We start from the raw sequence: 17207 nt of genomic DNA, 5'->3' as shown, positions 1-17207 counted from the left end.
GCCAGACAGAAGAGACTTCGTGTTGGAAACGAATGGTACAGGGTGGATCTCGTTTTTTTTCACCGACGATTACGAGCTCTCGTATTAATCGACCTGAAATTGAATAAATTTTCACATGCGGACGCCGGCCAGATGCACCTTTATCTCAATTACGCCCAAGAACATTGGACTCATCCCAATGAAAACCCTCCGGTAGGTCTCATTCTTTGCGCTGAAAAAGATGCCGCTGTTGCCCACTATGCGTTGGCGGGGCTCCCCAATAAGGTTTTGGCGGCGGAATACAAGACGGCACTCCCCAAAGAAGGCGAGATTGCCAAGGAACTTCAACAAACACGGAAAACGTTGACGTCTCGATTTTCCTAGGGAGAATTGCTGGATGAATCCTGACGGGTGCCCAGAAAATCCGACGCATCCGCTGAAAGGGGCCATTTTTGAAACGTGGGTGGTCTCGGAAATCGCAAAATACTTTTGGCATCGAGGAGAGGAGCCTCCGTTGTCTTTTTGGCGGGATCACAAAGGGGAAGAAATAGATCTCCTGGTTGATTACGGGGATCGTCTCTGGCCGGTGGAAATAAAATCCGCCGAGACAATCCATGGGGATTTTGTTAAGTCGATTCGTCGGTGGGAGAATTTGAAAGGGAATCGGAACAAGGGGGGGGGCCGTTATTTTTGGTGGGCGCGACCCCCAAATCCGAGACGGATATTTCTTTCGCCCATGGGCCGTTCCCTTTTAGCCTGTCATGAAAACGCTGTCCTCGTTTAATAATTTTTTGGCCGACAGGTTCATCAACAATCCCCCTCCAACCCCCATCGCGAGGGTGTTTTTTTGCTAAACTTCCTTCGGCCCTTATGACATCTGCCATTAAAAAATCACTTTTGTTGTTGTTTCTTCCCTGGGTGTTGTCGGCTCAGGCGGGGAAGCCGCCTCTTTCGGAGGCTGTTCAGCAGGCCCGCCTCTACCGGTTTAATCCTACGGTCACGAAGAGCCTTAGCTCCCAATTGGGGGATAAGGAATTATTGACGGCCATTGCCCGGGACACCTGGGGGTATTTCCGTGACCTGGTGGACAAGGAAAATGGGTTGCCCTTGGATAACGTTCTCATTTCGCCGGGCTACACCAAAGTGATGAGTTATACCTCCACCACCAACATCGGTTTGTATCTGATGTGTTTGGTGGCGGCCCAGGACATGGGGTTTCTGTCTCACAAGGACGCCGAGGTGCGTCTGCGGAAAACCCTGACCACCCTTCAAGGCTTGCCCCGATGGGAAGGTCAATTTTTTAATTATTATGAAACCATTACGCTGAAAGCCAGCAGTTCGTTTGTTTCTTCCGTTGACAACGGTTGGTTGGCCGCGGGACTTATCGTTGCGGGCCAGGCTCATCCCCTCCTGAAAACGGATATCGATGCTCTGTTGTCGGATTTTGATTTTTCGAAAGTGTATGACCCGGAGTTGGGCCAACTGTATGGAGGGTACGACGCGAGGAAAGGGGAACTTTCCTCGAACCATTACGGGCTCCTTTTAACGGAACCTCGCATTACGTCTTACATCGGGATTGCCATGGGCGATTTACCGGAAGAACACTGGTACAAACTTTTTCGGACGCTCCCCGCCGAATGGGAGTGGCAGAGCCAGAAGCCGAAAGGTGTTATTCGCTCGGTCGGGAAATACGATGTTTTCTTTGGGACGTATCGGCATGGGGATTTGCGTTTTGTTCCTTCCTGGGGTGGGAGCATGTTCGAGTTTCTCATGCCCACCTTGGTGATCAATGAGCAGGATTATTCTCCCGAGGGGTTGGGGGCCAACGCCCGGGCCATTGTGGAGGCCCAGATCCGTTACGCTTTAGTTGAAAAGCGATACCCGGTGTGGGGGATTTCCCCGTGCGCTATCCCGGACGTGCCGCAAGGCTACAAAGAATATGGGGTTCCCTTCTTGGGCGCGAAGGGATACGCGGACGAAGCGGTGATCACCCCCCACGCCAGTTTCTTGGCTTTAGGTGTGGATCCGGTTCGGGCCATTGAAAATATTCGCAAATTGGCGCGCATCCAAGGACTTTATGGGGAATATGGGTTTTACGACAGCGTGGACGTCAAGACGGGGAAAACCTCTCCCCGGTATTTGGCTCTCGACCAGGGGATGACCCTGATCGCCATCGATAACCATTTGGAATTTGGATCCATCCGAGAACGATTCATGAGCCACCCGCTCATGAAAGAGCGTGTGGGCCTTTTGGCGGGAGAAATTTATTTTCAGTAGGTGTTTTTGGATGTATCTTTTCCCCAGCAGAAATTACGCTTCCCTTTCCCAGTTTAAACACCTTTTTCCCTCAGCCCCTCCTCTCCCGAGAGGCGAGGGAAAACCTATTGATTTCCCGGGCAGGTGTGAGTAAACACGTCAGAGTGCCACGACTCTCTCTTCATGTGGGGGTGATGACCCACTCGGAACCGGACCTTTCTTCTCCTTACTTCTCTGCGTGCTTGTCCGGATTGTCTGCCGTTTTTGATTCAGCCCACCTTTTCGTAAATCCTAAAGAACAATCCATGGATGGATATATTTTATTAGCGCCCGATGTTTCTCAGATTGAAGAGGTGCGAAAAGCGGGGGGGCCTGTGGTGGTGGTGAATGGGGTGGTAGAGGGAATCCCATCTGTTGATTTGGACAACGTGGGGGCGTCACGGGAAATGACGGGGTATTTGGTGGGTTTAGGGTATCGACGGATTGGGTTTATTGCTGGGAAAATGGAAACTTCCAATGGCAAGGACCGGCTGGAGGGATATCGCCAAGGGTTGGCCGATCGGGGGATTCCTTGGGATCCTGGCCTTGTTGTGGAAGGACGTTTTTCCCGGGAGGAAGGTCCGAAAGCCATGGAGCATCTTCTGAATGTAGCGTCACAGCCGACGGCGGTTTTTGCGGCCAACGACCATATGGCTTTGGGGGCTTGGGACTTTCTGATCGAAAGAAAGATCAAGGTTCCTGAATCTATTGCCCTGGCGGGGTTTGATGATATTCCTGAGGCCGAATCCCGTGGATTAACGTCGGTTCGTCAGCCGTTGAAAGAAATGGCGCGCCACGCCGGTGCGTGGTTAAAGGATTGGATGCAAACCGGGCGGCGGCCCACTATCGAGGTTCAACCTTTTTCTGGAGAACCCGTTTTTCGCGGTTCTTCTGGTTTTTCCGTTAACAAAAACCCGCGCTGATATTTTTTGGAGGGAATTCCCTCCACACTCTTATGGAAAAGATGGCCGGGAGAGATGGATGAGGGGTGTCAATGGACTAATACTTTTAATGTAATTATGAAATTTAGGCGCTAAAGAATGGCGTTGCGATGGCTTTCTCCTCAGGGTTTGGAGAAGAAATTTCTTGCAATATTTTTATAAATTCATACAATCTTCCTGTTTGATGGAGCTGTATTCTATTCGCGGTCGAAACATAACGAGGCGATAGGTGCCAACAAAGAAGTTGGATCGACCATATATTATTTTCGGGGCCGCCCTGGCTCTGTGCACCGCTATTCTTCCCACCCAAGCCACTGTCCTGGATCCTTTTGAATCGACCGTCGGTTGGAACACGGTGACGGACGCCGCGGGGGCGACTGTTTCGCTCTCGACGGTCACCGGACAAAGCGGGAACGCGCTCCGAATGACTTACAGCCTTGAGGCCGGTCATTACGCGGGCATTTACAACAACAGCGCGCCTTTTGTGGATTTTACGGCGTTGGGTGCCGACGCTGTTCAGTTCCGGTACCGCGCCACGGGGGGGACGAACACCATCGAAATCAAGTTCGTTGACTCCGACAGCGGCACCACGATTTTGGCGGATAACTTGATGTACAAGTTCACCCCCGTAACGGATAATGTGTGGCGCGAGATGACGGTTCCTTTCGCCAGTTTCTTCACAAATGATTTTGGGAACAGTTCTTTCGATTTGTCTCGGGTGTCCAAATTTGGGTTTGGGGTCAGCCGGGATACGGATGCCGTCGCGAGTGAGGGGTCCATTTATTTCGATGGGTTTCGCTTGGTCCAGGCTTCTTCTCGTGTTTCGGTTATCGATTCCGCGGAGGGACCAAATCCTTTAATAAATGATCGATCCGGCCCCCAGTCCATTATTGTGGGAGCGACCCCGTCCAGCAACCCCCATTCTTTTCTCCCTGTCACCACGGAGGTTCACCGAGGTTCCTACAGTCGGCAATTCGACTGCACGCTTCCGAGTGGATACTGTTTCGCCTCGCATATTTTAGGAAAAGCGGTTGCTCAAGGAGATGAAGCTATTGAGTTTTGGATCAAGGGTGTTCCGGGCAACGGGCCCCTCCGCATCCAATTAAAATCCACGGAACCCGTGCACATGGTTGAACAAACAGTCACGGGAATTTCGACCACAGAGTTCACAAAACTATCCTATCCCTTGGCGTCCTTTAAAGCCATAAATCCCGCATTGAATTTTTCGGCATTGACCGAAATTGTTTTTGTGTTCAATACGGTGGGAACCCATCGGGTCTATTTGGACGATCTCGCTCTTGTGGGACCCGCGGGGTCCGGTGAGACGGTTCGGGTCTTGGATGACTTTTCCGCTTTACCCAAAGCCCCCTATATCACGGCCGCTCCTTTGGATACATCAACGGTTGCTCTGACCTCTGAGACAGATCCCTCGGTGGTGGGCCTCTCGGGAGCCACCAAGGTGGCGCGCTTGGACTACAGCTTTTCTTCGGAACCGGGACAGGCCTTTTCTGTCGCCGAGAAAGATTTTGTGACAAATTTGCTCAAGGAACCCATGGTCCGGTTTTCATTCAGGGGAACAGGTGGGAACAGTGACATTGAGGTGAAACTTGTTGACGAGGATGGGACGGTGTACCGAAAAGTTTTAGCGGACGCTTCCAACACGGAGGGCGTCTGGAAAACAGTTTCCCTTCCTGTGGATCAATTTTCTTTCTTTGCCTTGGGGGCGGACGCTAATTTGAATCTGGTTCGAATTCCCCAGATGGAATTTATTTTGGCCCGGGGGGAGGCGGCGGCGGGTACGTTGGATCTTGACCTTTTGGAATCGGTGTCTCCACCCGCCGTTAGCAAACCGAATCTCGGTCGCGTTCTTGCAAGTGTCTCGACCCCGGACAATCCGTTTACGCCCAACGGCGATGGGTTGAAAGATATCTTCCGTGTCGATTATACGTTGTCGCAACAAGCCGCTGTGGTGTTTCGGGTGTTCAATCTTCAGGGGGTTCCTGTAAAAACACTCGATCTGGGGAGTCAGAGCGCCGGTGATTTGTTTCTGACTTGGGATGGGGTGGGTGATAACGGGGAACGGGTGGCCAATGGGGTTTACTTCTTCGTCTTGGATGCTGACGGATTAAATGCGGGAAAAGACACCTTTAAGCAGATTGTTGGGGTGATGCGATGAGGATGGCGATGCGTCGGGTGGGGGTGGGTGTTCTTGTTTTGGGGTCTCTTGGGGTTATGGGGCATTCGGCGGCGTTTGAACCGTTGGGGTATGGGGCCGCGGCGAAAGGGATGGGGGGGGCTTACGTGGCGTTGGCGGAGGATGGGACTGCCGCTTACTGGAACCCCGCGGGGTTGGCTTTGGTGAAGGACCGACATTTTTCGGCCGCTTACGAGGATCTTTACGGGTTGGGTTTGCTCCGGTATGCGGGGGCGGGTTACACCCATCCCAACGTGGGGAAAGGAACCTTGAGCGGGCAGGTTTTGCATTTGGATACCCAGGGCGAGGCGAGCTTTTTCAATTACGCTGAAAGCACTTACATGCTGTCCTACGGCCGAAAACTGTGCCAGGATTGCATGAGCGTCGGTGTGGGGATGCGATACTATTCCGCCTACGGCACAGACGTGAAAGGGACCGGGTTGGGGTTTGATTTGGGGGTTCTTTACCGGCCCTTTAACGATCGGCTGCGATTGGCGTTGGCTTGGCAGGACATAAACCGGCCCCGGATTGATTGGGACAGTGGCGCCCGGGACAATTTGCCCTACACCGTTCGGGCAGGGGCCGCTGGCCGGATCACCCCTCTCACGGATTTGGCCCTTCAATACGATAAGCGTTTGGGTGAACCATCGGTTTGGCGGATGGGATTGGCCCAACGATTTTTTAGTAAGACCCTCACTTTACGGGGCGGGTTGCATCGTTCCGGGAGGCAGGGCCAATGGGGCCCCTCGATCGGCGGCGGGATCCGCTATAAATCATTTGATTTTGATTACGCCTGGGATTCCCTGGACGATTTGGGTAACGCCCAGACATTTTCCATGGCGATGCGGTTCGGCCAATGAGAGGGATCCGCGTGGCGGGTGTTTTGGCTTTTATGTGGCCAATGGTGGCGGCGGGCGCGCCGCTCCTCTTGGATCAATTTAACGGAGGGAAAGCTGAAAACGCGTTGGGGGGCGCGACCGGGGCCTGGTATGATCCGGACGACAAGAGCATTTTTTGTCGGGTGGAATTTGACGATCAAGTTTTTGTCGGGGCTTCGGGGAAAAGTTTGCGGCTGGATTACAACATCGAAAGCAAACGCGAAAACGTGTTTATCCCGACCCAATATTCCCAGACGAACCCAGCGGTCATCGGCAACCTGGCTTTCAATGGGTATTACTCCATTTTCCCTCCGCAAGATCTTTCGCAACACACCCACCTCATTTTGTGGGCGAAGGGAGATCCCATTAACGGGTTTAGCCGGTCCTTTAAAATTGAAATTAAAGATGGTTTGAACACCACTTACGCCGGCTACAAGGTGACGGGTTTAACGGACGAATGGCGTCGTTACGCTATTCCGCTTCGTGAATTCAGGGACATACAAGATTGGACCAGCATCAAAGAGTTCGTGATTGTGTTTGCCGCGGATGCCATGACCCGGAAAAACGGAACCCTTTTCATTGATGACATTTATTTCGCGGATAACCCCGAACAGAATTTCTCTGTTCCCATGGGGTCGTTCACTTCCACCCACGCGGACCCTCCCCCTCTTTTGGACGGGCGGGTGAAGGAGTGGGGCCGTTCGGGGTGGCACAATATTTCGAAAGGTGAAAATGTGGAGAGCGGAGCCCGGAAGGGGATTCGGGATGCCGGCGCCCGTTGGACCACCCGTTGGGATGACCAATGGTTTTACGTGGCTGTTCAGTTGAGGGATAACGAGGTGGTGAACGGGGAGATCGGGGAGACCTTGTGGAAGGACGATTGCGTAGAAATTTTCGTGAGTCCGGACGGGCGCGATTTTGATTGGGGGGATCCCGCCGTGTTTCAGTTGGGGTTTTCCCCAACGTCCAGCGCGGGCAACCCTGCCCAATGGGCCTGGTTTCAGCGTCGTGCCCCTACCGATGCGGAAGTCAAAACCGCCTGGAATAAGAAACTCAATATTTTGGAAGTGGCCATCGCGTGGTCGTTTCTGGATGTGTCGCCGGGAGTGAACCGTGAGTTGGGGTTCGCCCTTGCTTTCCATGATCGGGATGTAAAGGACGGGACACCGCAATGCAAATTGGCTTCAAGTATTGGAAATCTCGGAAAAACGCGCACACGGGTGGGAAGGATGGTCCTAAAATGAGGCGGAACTTTTGGTGGGGCGGGATGGTCTTGGTGTTGGCGGTCCAGGCGACGTGGGCGGCGGGGGGGGCCCTTTTGGTGGGGGATTTCGATCAAACGGTCCCCGAATCGTTCGATTTCAAAGATGAGAAGGGCAGTGTGCTGAACGCCAGCGGGGCGTATTCGGACGCGGAAAAAGGAAAGTTTCTTGGGATCCGTTACGACATTCAGCTGGCCGGGTGGGGCGGTTGGGGGGTAGGTTTGAAAGGGGCCGACGTTTCGGGATACCGGTACTTGGCGTTCGATTTACGTGGCGAAGAAGGGGGGGAGCTCTTTGAGGTCGGGCTTCGTGACACCAAGGGCCAAGAAAAGAAAAATTCCATCAGTCTTTTTGTGGACACCCCGAAAAAATGGCAGCGGGTTTATGTCCCCCTTTCCATGTTTTCAGGAATTAATTTGGCCAGCTTGGACAACCTGAACCTTGGGTTTGGGTCCAAAAAAAAGGGTCGCATCTATATGGACAATGTGACCTTCGAAGGCACCCCGGAAGCCGCTTCCTCCTCAGGCCCGAGCGGGGTGCCGGCCCCGGTCACCGGCGACGTGGCCAACAAGGTTTTGGTGGATGGGTTCGACCGGGCCAATCCCGAGGCGGTTTATCGGACTTTTTCTGGGGACGATTCCCAAATCAAGTTGCAATCTTCCCGCATTTTGTATGACGGCGATTATTCGATGGAAATTCAATATCAACTGGTCACCAGCCGACCTTGGGGCAGTTGGGTCTCCGCTTTGCGGGTTCCCACTCAACCGTTGGATTGGACCGGGGTGGACGCGGTTAAGATTTGGGTGAAAGGGGATGGGTCGGACAATCATTTCCGGTTTCGGTTCACCGAGGCTGATGGGCAAGTGTGGGAAACCACAACGAAAAATTCGTTCGCGTCGACCCGCTGGGTCCAGGTGGTCATGCCCGTGAGCGAATTTAAGTTGGTGGGTCAGCCGCCGAGGGGAACGCCTCCCCAGTTGGTGGGAATCAAATCCTATGAGTTGGCGGTGGTCAGCCCGGGGGCCAGCACAACCTCTGGGGCCAAAACGTCGGGGGGGCGGGTGTGGTTTGATCTCCTGGTGGTTACAGGGGAACGGTTGCGGGGCACGGGTGTTCCCGCGGTCGCGCCAGCGCCGGGGCCCAGTGGGGCGGCGCCAGTCGCTGATGGTTCGGCCCGACCTTTAGGTCTTTCCTCCAGCAATTTGGATTTTAGTTTGATCTCGTTCACAGAATATTTTTACACCCCGGAAGAAAAAAGTCAGGTGAACACCAACGCAAAACTGATTACCACCGGGAAACTGGGGAATTTTAGCGCGCGGGTGGAACTGGGGTCAGAATCTCAGGAATACGGGCAGGCGTCCTCGTATATCGGATCCACGGCCACGATTACGGAGAATCGCTTTGCCGATGTGGAAACCTTGAGTTACCAGGTTTTTGCCACCAATCTTCATCCGTCCCTTTCGCTTTTGACCTTGGGAAACCAATTTGTGGATTACGGGGTGGACGTGATGGCCCCCATTTGGGGGTTCAAAGGAATATCCGCCGAGGGAGATTGGGAACGTCTTAACTACGATGCTTTTGTCCTGAAACATTCCCAGAACAGTTTTTCTGTGGGAGCCCGGGGGACCTACTTTATTCCGAAATGGCAACTGCGCTATAGCGGCGTGTACTGGGAACAGACCGGCAAGCAAGAGTCCGCCAGCGTCCTTGTGAACAACCAACTGCAACAACCGGGTAATTCAAACAACCTCAAGTTGGAACGTTTGGCCCAGGACCTGGTTTACAATGTTACGCTCCAAGGCCGGCTTTTTGACGAGCGGATCAAAGTGGAATCCACTTACGGTTACAACAGTTTTTCTCGGTTTGCGGAAGGAGATTTCACGGACCCCTTCAATCCTTTGTTTTCATCCCTGATCGAGCCCGCCTATCGGGTGGGCGGGTCTTTGTGGCGGACCTCGGTTCAAACCAATGGCCTTTTGGTTCCGGGGCTTGAACTTTCCTATGGGTATCGGGATATCGACGAGGGGTACAAACCCCATTACCGGCAAAACCCCACTTACTACGATGACACAGATTCCGACCAATGGGCCCACAATATACGGCTTGTTCAACGGAAATCGGGATGGATGGGTTCCTTGGAGTACGACACCCTTCGGCGTCACTCGGATTCGGACGAATTCCAGCACAAGTTTAATTGGGCGGTGGGGCACTACGGGTACCGTGGCCTTGACGTGGTCTTGAGCCAAGAATACAAGCGGTACATTTATTCCTACACCAGTGACCGTTCTGGGTTCACGACCGACCGGAACGATAAGCTCATCGCGACCGAAATTTATGTGCGGGCCCAATTAACCCCCCGGTTGGCCGGCTGGATCAAGCCTCGGCAGGATCGTATTTGGCACCCCCTGACAAACAGAAACTTTACGGCCGACAGTTTGCAGGGTCAGTTGGATTATTACATTGCCAATAACGCGAAACTCATTGCCGTCCACAAAATTTCCCGCTATGACAATCCCGCCAACGAACCGCAGGGCCCTCCGTTCGACGATAATTTTACCCGGGTCACCTTCGAAGTCACCTTCTAAATCGCATGTCCCGTCGATTCCTTTTCGTTCTCTTGACCGCCGCCGCTTTTTTGCCGGGGGGATTACGGGGCGAGGAAGGGCCTTTGGTGGTGTGGGCCATGGGCGAAGAGGGGAAGAAAATTGCGGAGATGGCCCGCCGGTTTGAGCGGGAGAACCCGGGGGCGAAGATTGAAACTCAGGCCATTCCTTGGGAAGCCGCCCACGCCAAACTTTTAACCGCTGTGGTGGGTGGCATCCCTCCCGATGTCAGCCAGATGGGGACCACCTGGATGGCGGAGTTCGCCGCCATGGGGGCCTTGGACGCTTTGGACGAACGGGCCGCCACGTCTCCCACCGCCAACCCCGAAGCCTTTTTCCCGGGATCGCTCCACACCTGTGAAGTGGACGGGCGGCTTTACGGAATTCCCTGGTATGTGGACACACGGGTTCTTTTTTACAGGAAAGATCTCTTGGCCGCTGTGGGGTTTTCCCATCCGCCCACCACGTGGGAAGAAATGAAGACCGTTGCGACCCGCCTTTCGCGCCAAAAAACAACCGATGGAAAAAAAGCCTACGGCATTTCCCTGGGGTCTCGAGGGTGGACCGACCTTCTGATGGCCGTGTGGCAAAATGGGGGAGACCCCTTACGACCATCGGAAACCGCCTATTTCGAAGCGATGCTTTACTACCGGAGTTTTTTTCAAGAGGGGCTAACGCCTTCTAAAGAGGGCGCGGATGTGGACATCTATCACGCCTTTCGGACGGGCTACCTTCCCATGTTCGTCTCGGGGCCGTGGATGGTGGAGTTGGTGGGAAAAGAGTTGCCGGAACTCAATGGCCGGTGGGGTGTGTCCCTGCTTCCGGGAAAAAAGACGCGGACTTCTTTTGTGGGCGGTTCCAACTTGGTGGTCTACAAAGACTCTAAGAAGAAGGATCTCGCGTTCAAGTTTCTCGAATTCTTAAGCGATCCGAAAAACCAAGTGGAATGGATGCGCATCACCACGGATCTTCCCTCGGTTCAGTCCGCCTGGAAAGACCCTTTCTTTGCCGACAAACCCATGATCCAAATTTTCGGTCAACAGATGTTCGACACCGCTAGTCCCCCCACCGTTCCTGAATGGGAACAAATTGCGAGCGCCACTGAGGACGCTATGGAAAAGATTGTCCTCAACACGCAGTTAACAAAAGACGAAATTCAACTGGGTCTTCAAGAATTGGAGACCACGATTGTGAAAATGCGGGTGGAGCGGGGGAGCCGGCCCAATTCCTGGCGAACCTTTTTCTGGTGGGTGATTGGAGGAACGGTACTTTTCCTTGGGGCCCTCTGGGCCCGGTCCTTTTGGCACTTGCGGTTGGGGAACGGGGAAGAGGTGGTCCCCCCGTTTCGATGGCGGCAATTCATTCAGCGGGATCTCGTTGGTCTCTTTTTCGTTTTTCCCGCGGTGCTCCTCCTCTTTATTTTTATGTTTTTCCCCATGGCGGTTTCGTTTCTTATCAGTCTCACGGACCTGAACATTTTCAGCATCAACGAATGGACCCGGATGCAATTCATTGGGATTGAGAATTACGGCCGGATTTTGCAGGACCCGATTTTCTGGCGGGCCCTTTGGAACACGCTTTTTTTTACCGCTGTTGGGGTTCCCTTAACGATCACGGTTTCCCTTTTGGCGGCGGTGGCGCTCAATCAACGGATGGTAAAAATGAAATCGTTGTTCCGGATGTCATTTTTCGCCCCCGTGGTGACAACGGTGGTGGCGGTGGCTGTTGTTTGGCGATGGCTTTACAACCCGGAATACGGGGTCTTTAACTGGTTCCTTCAAGAAGGACTGGGGATGAAAAAACTGTTTTGGCTTTCGGACCCGCGAACCTCGTTGCCCTCTTTGATTCTCATGGCGGTTTGGAAAAACTTTGGGTACAACATGGTCATTTTTTTGGCCGGCCTTCAAACCATCCCGGAAAGCCAGTATGAAGCCGCGCGTATTGACGGGGCGAGTGGCTGGCAATGTTTTCGCTACATCACCATCCCCGGCTTGGCCCCGACGCTCCTTTTTGTTTCAATCATGACCATCATCGGATATTTGCAATTTTTTGCGGAACCTTACGTCATGACGAAAGGAGGGCCCTTGGATTCCACCACGTCGATCGTTCTCCATATGTACAACCAAGGGTTCCGGTTCTTTAATTTGGGGTATGCCTCCGCCATCAGTTACACGCTTTTTGGGCTTATTTTTGTTTTCACTTTTATTCAGATGCGTCTGAAGAAGAATGGTTTTGAGGTGAACTCATGACGCCTCGGGTCCGGCGACTCCTTTCGGATTCGTTAGTGTCTGGGGGGCTGCACGTTTTGCTGGCGGTTACGGCGGCGGCGACGCTCCTTCCGTTTTTCTGGATGTTATCGACTTCCTTGAAATCCGGAGGGGGGCTTTTTACTTACCCACCCACCTGGATCCCCACCGAGCCAACGTTGCAGTGGTACATCCAACTGATCAAAGAAGTCAACTTTTTATTGCATTTCCGTAACAGTGTTATCGTTTCCACGAGCATCACGATTCTGTCCCTCTTCATTAATTCCATGGCTGGGTACGCTTTCGCTAAGCACCAGTTTCGCCATCGGGATAAATTATTTAGTCTTCTCCTGGCGACCATGATGGTTCCGGGCCAACTGACCATGATCCCGGTCTTCCTTTTGCTTAAGAAACTGGGATTGTTGAACAGTTATTTGGGGCTTATTATCCCCGTGTCGGCCAACGTGTTCGGAATCTTCCTGATTCGCCAATTCATGATGTCCATTCCCAACGACCTCATTGAATCGGCGCGCATCGATGGGTGTTCGGAATTTCGGATTTATTGGAGCGTGGTCCTTCCCCTGTGCCGGCCCATTTTGGCGACGCTCGGGATCTTCACTTTTATGGGGTCGTGGAATGATTTTCTTTGGCCGTTGATCGTGATGGTGCGCGAAGCGGGGTATACCCTTCCGGTGGCCCTGGCCAATCTCAACGGACAGCACCCCACCGATTTCGGTCTTCTGATGGCCGCGGCCGTGGTGGTGGTGGTTCCGGTGATCGTGGTGTTCATCCTGGCCCAGAAATATGTGATCCGGGGTATTGCCACAACGGGCCTGAAAGAGTAGATTTTGTTTTTATCCTGACCATTCAAAGGAGAGTTTCTATGAGCATATCGAATAAAGGAACCACGGTCCTTCTCGCGTGTTGTTTCGCGTTGGGCGGGCTGGCTGTTGATGGACAAGCCAAATCAAAAGAGTCGAAAGGGAAAAGCGCGGCTCCCGCGGTGGCATCGGGTGCCCAACTTTTGGATAGCTTCATTAAGGTAGACTGGGCCCAGGCCAAAGACAACAGTTCTGAGCTGAAACTGAGTCAGGTCGCCGGACCGGGGGGATCTGCCCTACGTGTTTCTTACGACTTGAAGAACGGCAAATGGGTGGCCATCAGCAAGGGCTTTGCCATTGATGACTTCAAGGGGAAAGCCCTGTCGTTTCAAATGAAATCAAAGGGAGCCAACAACAATCTGGAAATTAAACTGGTGGACGAAGACGACAGCAACTACGGCGTTAAACGTCCTCTCCTCACAGAGTCCAACGATTGGACCACGGTGACCTTGTCCGAAGCGGACTTCAGTTACTGGTGGGGTGGCGATCCCACCTTGGGCCGGATTAAAGACATCTATTTCGCTATCTCTGCCGGTGACGGTGGGGCGGGCGAACTGCTCATTTCGGACTTGCGGATGGGCACGGCCTCCAAAGAAGGCAACATCGGCAAAGGCGGTGTGATCTTCAACGGCCAATCGAAAGAAGGGTGGATGGTGGCGAAGGGTGAAGGGTCTTCCCTTGGGTTGGAATCAGGTGTCGGAGAAAAAGGAGCCAAAACCATGGCTCTCAAATACTCGATCCCCGCGGGGCAATGGGTGTCCATTCGTCGTGCGATCAACGCGGACCTCTCGGCCGGCAACCCGCGCTTGGTGTTCCGGATCAAAGGCGACGGGGAACCCTGTGACCTGGAAGTAAAATTGGTGGACCGCGATGATTCGACGTTCGGAAAGGTCTTCTCTGGGTTGGCGGGCGGGGGAAAGTGGGTGGATGTGACCATTCCCCTCTCGGACTTTGCTTATATGTGGGGAGGCGACAACCGGTTGGACGCTTCCTTGATCCGTTACCTGGACGTTGCGGTCAGTGGAGCCCAGGGTGGGGCGGGGACCGTTCATATCGCCGAAATTCGGGTCGCGAAATAAATCCTTTCGTTGCGTCTTTCCGAGGTCCGCGTTCCGTCGATAGGGACGCGGACCTCGGATTTTTATGGGGAATACTTTTAAGGACTTGACGGAATAAAAATAATTAGTTTAAACTATAAAAAAACGTTACAACAAATTTACAACTTCTTCGCTGAATCTTCGGGTTAGCTTACTACAATGTAACTGTTGGAAAGCCCTCAGCGTTGCGGGCGCGATTCGCGGCGACGGGCGCATTCTTGATGCCACTTAATGATAGGAGGCTACACAGATGAAAAAAATGACAACCCTCGGCGCTGCGCTTATCGCGGCCGCCTTTACCGCGAATGTTGTTCACGCAGCGTCCGCGGACACCAAAACCGTTGACGTCAGCGCTACCATTTCCGGCGTCAGCGCGTTGAATGTGGAAGTTCGTAAGATCAGTGATGACAGCCTTGCGACGGCCATTGGTTTCGGTTCTGTCGCGAATACTGTTCCCGCCTGGTCCACCCTGCCTGGCGAATACGTGAAAATCTCCGTTGACGATAACGAAACGTCATGGGAATTGAAAGCGTATACGGAAAACTTCGGGGGCGTTTTGCCCGCAACCGCAACCTGGGGATGGCAATACGGCGGTATGATCGCCCCAGCGCGTGAGGGAGCGAAAGTGGCGTTGGGATGGTTAGCGAATCCCACCACGATCCCCGCGGGGCCCGCGACCGGAAACCCGGCGGATGGGCGTAAAATGGACACCACGGTTAATCCTCCCGTTTGGCAGGCCGGTGGGAACGGATTTACCTATCTCAAGGACAGCGCGGACGGAGATACCCCGGAGCAAGAGGGGGACCAGAGTTTCGATATCGCGAGCGGCTATCTGAACGTGGCTTTCGGTTCTTTCGCCGAAACCCGCATCGTGCGTCCGAACTTGGAAAGTGCCACCGAGTTGTTGGCCACTCCCACCACTCCTTTCTACGTTTATCTGGAAGGGCAGTTCAGTGGCGCGCCTCCCGCGGCGTATAGCACGACGGTTAAGTTTGACCTGATCAATAAATAATTAAGTAGGCTCTCCCCGCCGGGGGGCCAGTGCCCTCCGGCGGAGTGGAGCTCTCCTTATGAAACGGGTTCAGGCTCTGTGGGCGATCTTCCTCTTCTGGGCGGTTGGTTTTGCCCAGGCGGGCGGCTTTTTGGAGATTCGGCCCTCGGTGGTCGAAATATCCGCGACGCCAGGGAAAACTGTTAAGGGCTATTTAAGCCTTCGCAACCCCCGCGCCGAGTCTCTCCGCGTCGGCATCGAGGTTCAGGATGGCTGGGTGACCCAAATTGGGAAACCCTCCCCGGTTCCCCCCTCCGAATGGCTCACCCTGAAAATCCCGAAGAAACTGATTTTGCGTCCGAACGCCAGTAAGCGGATCCGCTATAAAATACGTGTTCCACCCCATTTAGAAGGAGAGGCGTTGGCGTTGGTCTTTTTTAGCGGTCCCCCCGAAAGGGGACCGGGTGGTAATATGGGAATCCAGCTTCGTCATGGGATTCCCATATATCTTTCAGCTAAAGGAACCGAGCGAGTGGAATTAACTCCTTCAGCGGAAAAAGCCTTTATGCCAACCCCGGGCGGGTTGGAGTTAGCGGTCACCCTCGTTTCCCATGGAAATACCCATGTGCGTCCTAAGGGCGAATGGGTGATCACCGATTTTTTTGGGGGAGAGACAGAACGAATTCCCCTGGAGTACGGAACCCCGGTTTTTCCCGGCGCTCGCCAAGAATTTTTTGCCCGCTCCAAAAGACCAGATTGGGCTCCCGGGGAATACAAGGCTCATTTGACGGCCACCTACGGGGACTCTTTTGGGCCCCTTCAGACCATGAGCAAGTCATTTTCTCTTAACGTTACAGCGGAAAAAGTGAAGCTGACCGAGACCCCGGCACCGTTGAACTAAAGGCGTTTGGCAGGATCCTTTTGTCTTGTGGATGAGGGGGGCGGATGAAAAGCCGTTCGGTTTGGGGCGCGATTTTGGTGGGGGGGTTCCTCTGGGGACCCGTTCGTGCGTTAGACATGACACCGGAGTTTATACCGTTAAGGGGGGAGCCGGGGCGGCGGATCAAAGCCGCGGTGACGTTGGTGAACGATTCGGCCGAGACGGTGAATGTTCGGTTGTCCCTTCAGGTGGCGCCGGTGGAAGGAGAGAAGCCGTGGGTGACGGTGTCTCCCCAAAAGTTTCGCCTTCGGCCGGGAAAGAAACGGGTGGCCCGTTTAAAGGTGAAAGTGCCCTTGGGGTCGGGGGAGCGAGAGGCTCAAGTGTGGGCCCGTGTTCGGGGGCCCTTGTCCACCAGTGAGATTCGTGTGATTCGAAAAGTTCACTTGGTGATTGAGGGGACAGAACGGTACGCTCTTTCAATCGAATCGTTGAGAACGGTGGGGCACGCGGATCGTGTGAGCGTGACCGCCGGATTTCTTAATGAGGGCAATGTGACGCTTCGCCCGGCCCTGGGGGCGGATCTTGGGTTGGTGGGGGGGGGGCGGGTAACGGCTTATCAGGAAGGCAACGCAGTGGCCGTGGCACCCGGAAACTTTGGGTCGGGACAGGTGGACGTTCTTTTATCGCAGAAAGGCTGGGATGGAACAGGGACAGTGACGGCATACTATCGAGACTCGACCGGGATAATTCATCAGGTCGAAAAAATGGTGGGTGACTAAAATGCGAATAAAAAATATTTTTCGATTTTTTGTAATTGCCCTCTCGGGTGTTTGTCTGTGGGGAGCCGATCGTTCCTGGGCTCTTACTGTAGACATATCGGGGGGGGCCGAAAAAATTAGTTTTGGCGTTTTGCCCAGTACCATCCAATTTCACACGGCGGGGCAATTTTTAAAAATTGTT

The 17207-nt window shown here is 53.7% G+C and carries 14 protein-coding genes; all 14 read left to right on the top strand.

Going from position 1 to position 17207, the window contains the following annotated elements; genetic code table 11:
- Positions 1-363 (top strand): DUF1016 family protein (locus JNK54_10195; GenBank protein MBL8024629.1); only part of this gene is annotated, 363 nt, incomplete at its 5' end.
- Between the two features lie 13 nt (positions 364-376).
- The gene (locus JNK54_10190) at positions 377-763 is read left to right on the top strand and encodes a DUF4143 domain-containing protein (GenBank protein MBL8024628.1); all 387 of its coding nucleotides are present in this window, start codon (positions 377-379) and stop codon (positions 761-763) included.
- 86 nt (positions 764-849) lie between these two features.
- Positions 850-2256 carry a DUF3131 domain-containing protein gene (locus tag JNK54_10185; protein ID MBL8024627.1) on the top strand — a complete coding sequence of 469 codons (1407 nt, stop codon included), beginning with the start codon at positions 850-852 and terminating at the stop codon, positions 2254-2256.
- A 143-nt stretch (positions 2257-2399) separates the two neighbouring features.
- Complete coding sequence (locus tag JNK54_10180; protein ID MBL8024626.1) at positions 2400-3197, top strand: substrate-binding domain-containing protein; 798 nt, start codon at positions 2400-2402, stop codon at positions 3195-3197.
- Positions 3198-3444: 247 nt separating this feature from the next.
- Positions 3445-5391: a gliding motility-associated C-terminal domain-containing protein gene (locus JNK54_10175; GenBank protein ID MBL8024625.1), complete on the top strand. Its 1947-nt coding sequence runs from the start codon at positions 3445-3447 to the stop codon at positions 5389-5391.
- A 2-nt stretch (positions 5392-5393) separates the two neighbouring features.
- Positions 5394-6269, top strand: coding sequence for a hypothetical protein (locus tag JNK54_10170; protein MBL8024624.1), 876 nt, complete (start codon positions 5394-5396; stop codon positions 6267-6269).
- A complete protein-coding gene (locus tag JNK54_10165; protein ID MBL8024623.1) occupies positions 6266-7531 on the top strand; it encodes a hypothetical protein in 1266 nt (421 codons plus the stop codon). Before JNK54_10170 ends, JNK54_10165 begins: the two co-directional genes overlap by 4 nt.
- Positions 7528-10134, top strand: coding sequence for a hypothetical protein (locus JNK54_10160; GenBank protein MBL8024622.1), 2607 nt, complete (start codon positions 7528-7530; stop codon positions 10132-10134). The genes JNK54_10165 and JNK54_10160 overlap by 4 nt, the downstream gene beginning before the upstream one ends.
- A gap of 5 nt (positions 10135-10139) precedes the next feature.
- Complete coding sequence (locus JNK54_10155) at positions 10140-12401, top strand: extracellular solute-binding protein (GenBank protein ID MBL8024621.1); 2262 nt, start codon at positions 10140-10142, stop codon at positions 12399-12401.
- Positions 12398-13243 (top strand): carbohydrate ABC transporter permease, encoded by an 846-nt coding sequence (locus tag JNK54_10150; protein ID MBL8024620.1) that lies wholly within the window; start codon positions 12398-12400, stop codon positions 13241-13243. The genes JNK54_10155 and JNK54_10150 overlap by 4 nt, the downstream gene beginning before the upstream one ends.
- Positions 13244-13281: 38 nt before the next feature.
- Entirely contained in the window at positions 13282-14358 is a 1077-nt protein-coding gene (locus tag JNK54_10145; protein ID MBL8024619.1) for a hypothetical protein, read from the top strand.
- Positions 14359-14626: 268 nt separating this feature from the next.
- On the top strand, positions 14627-15388 hold the full coding sequence (locus JNK54_10140; GenBank protein ID MBL8024618.1) for a hypothetical protein: 762 nt from the start codon (positions 14627-14629) through the stop codon (positions 15386-15388).
- Positions 15389-15446: 58 nt separating this feature from the next.
- Complete coding sequence (locus JNK54_10135; GenBank protein MBL8024617.1) at positions 15447-16268, top strand: hypothetical protein; 822 nt, start codon at positions 15447-15449, stop codon at positions 16266-16268.
- Between the two features lie 44 nt (positions 16269-16312).
- On the top strand, positions 16313-17026 hold the full coding sequence (locus tag JNK54_10130; protein ID MBL8024616.1) for a hypothetical protein: 714 nt from the start codon (positions 16313-16315) through the stop codon (positions 17024-17026).
- Positions 17027-17207 lie beyond the last annotated feature (181 nt).

This window comes from Elusimicrobiota bacterium (genome assembly GCA_016788905.1).
Classification (GTDB): Bacteria; Elusimicrobiota; Elusimicrobia; order FEN-1173; family FEN-1173; genus JADKHR01.
Note: the sequence above shows the minus strand (reverse complement) of the source record. Positions and strands in the feature narration are given on the sequence as shown.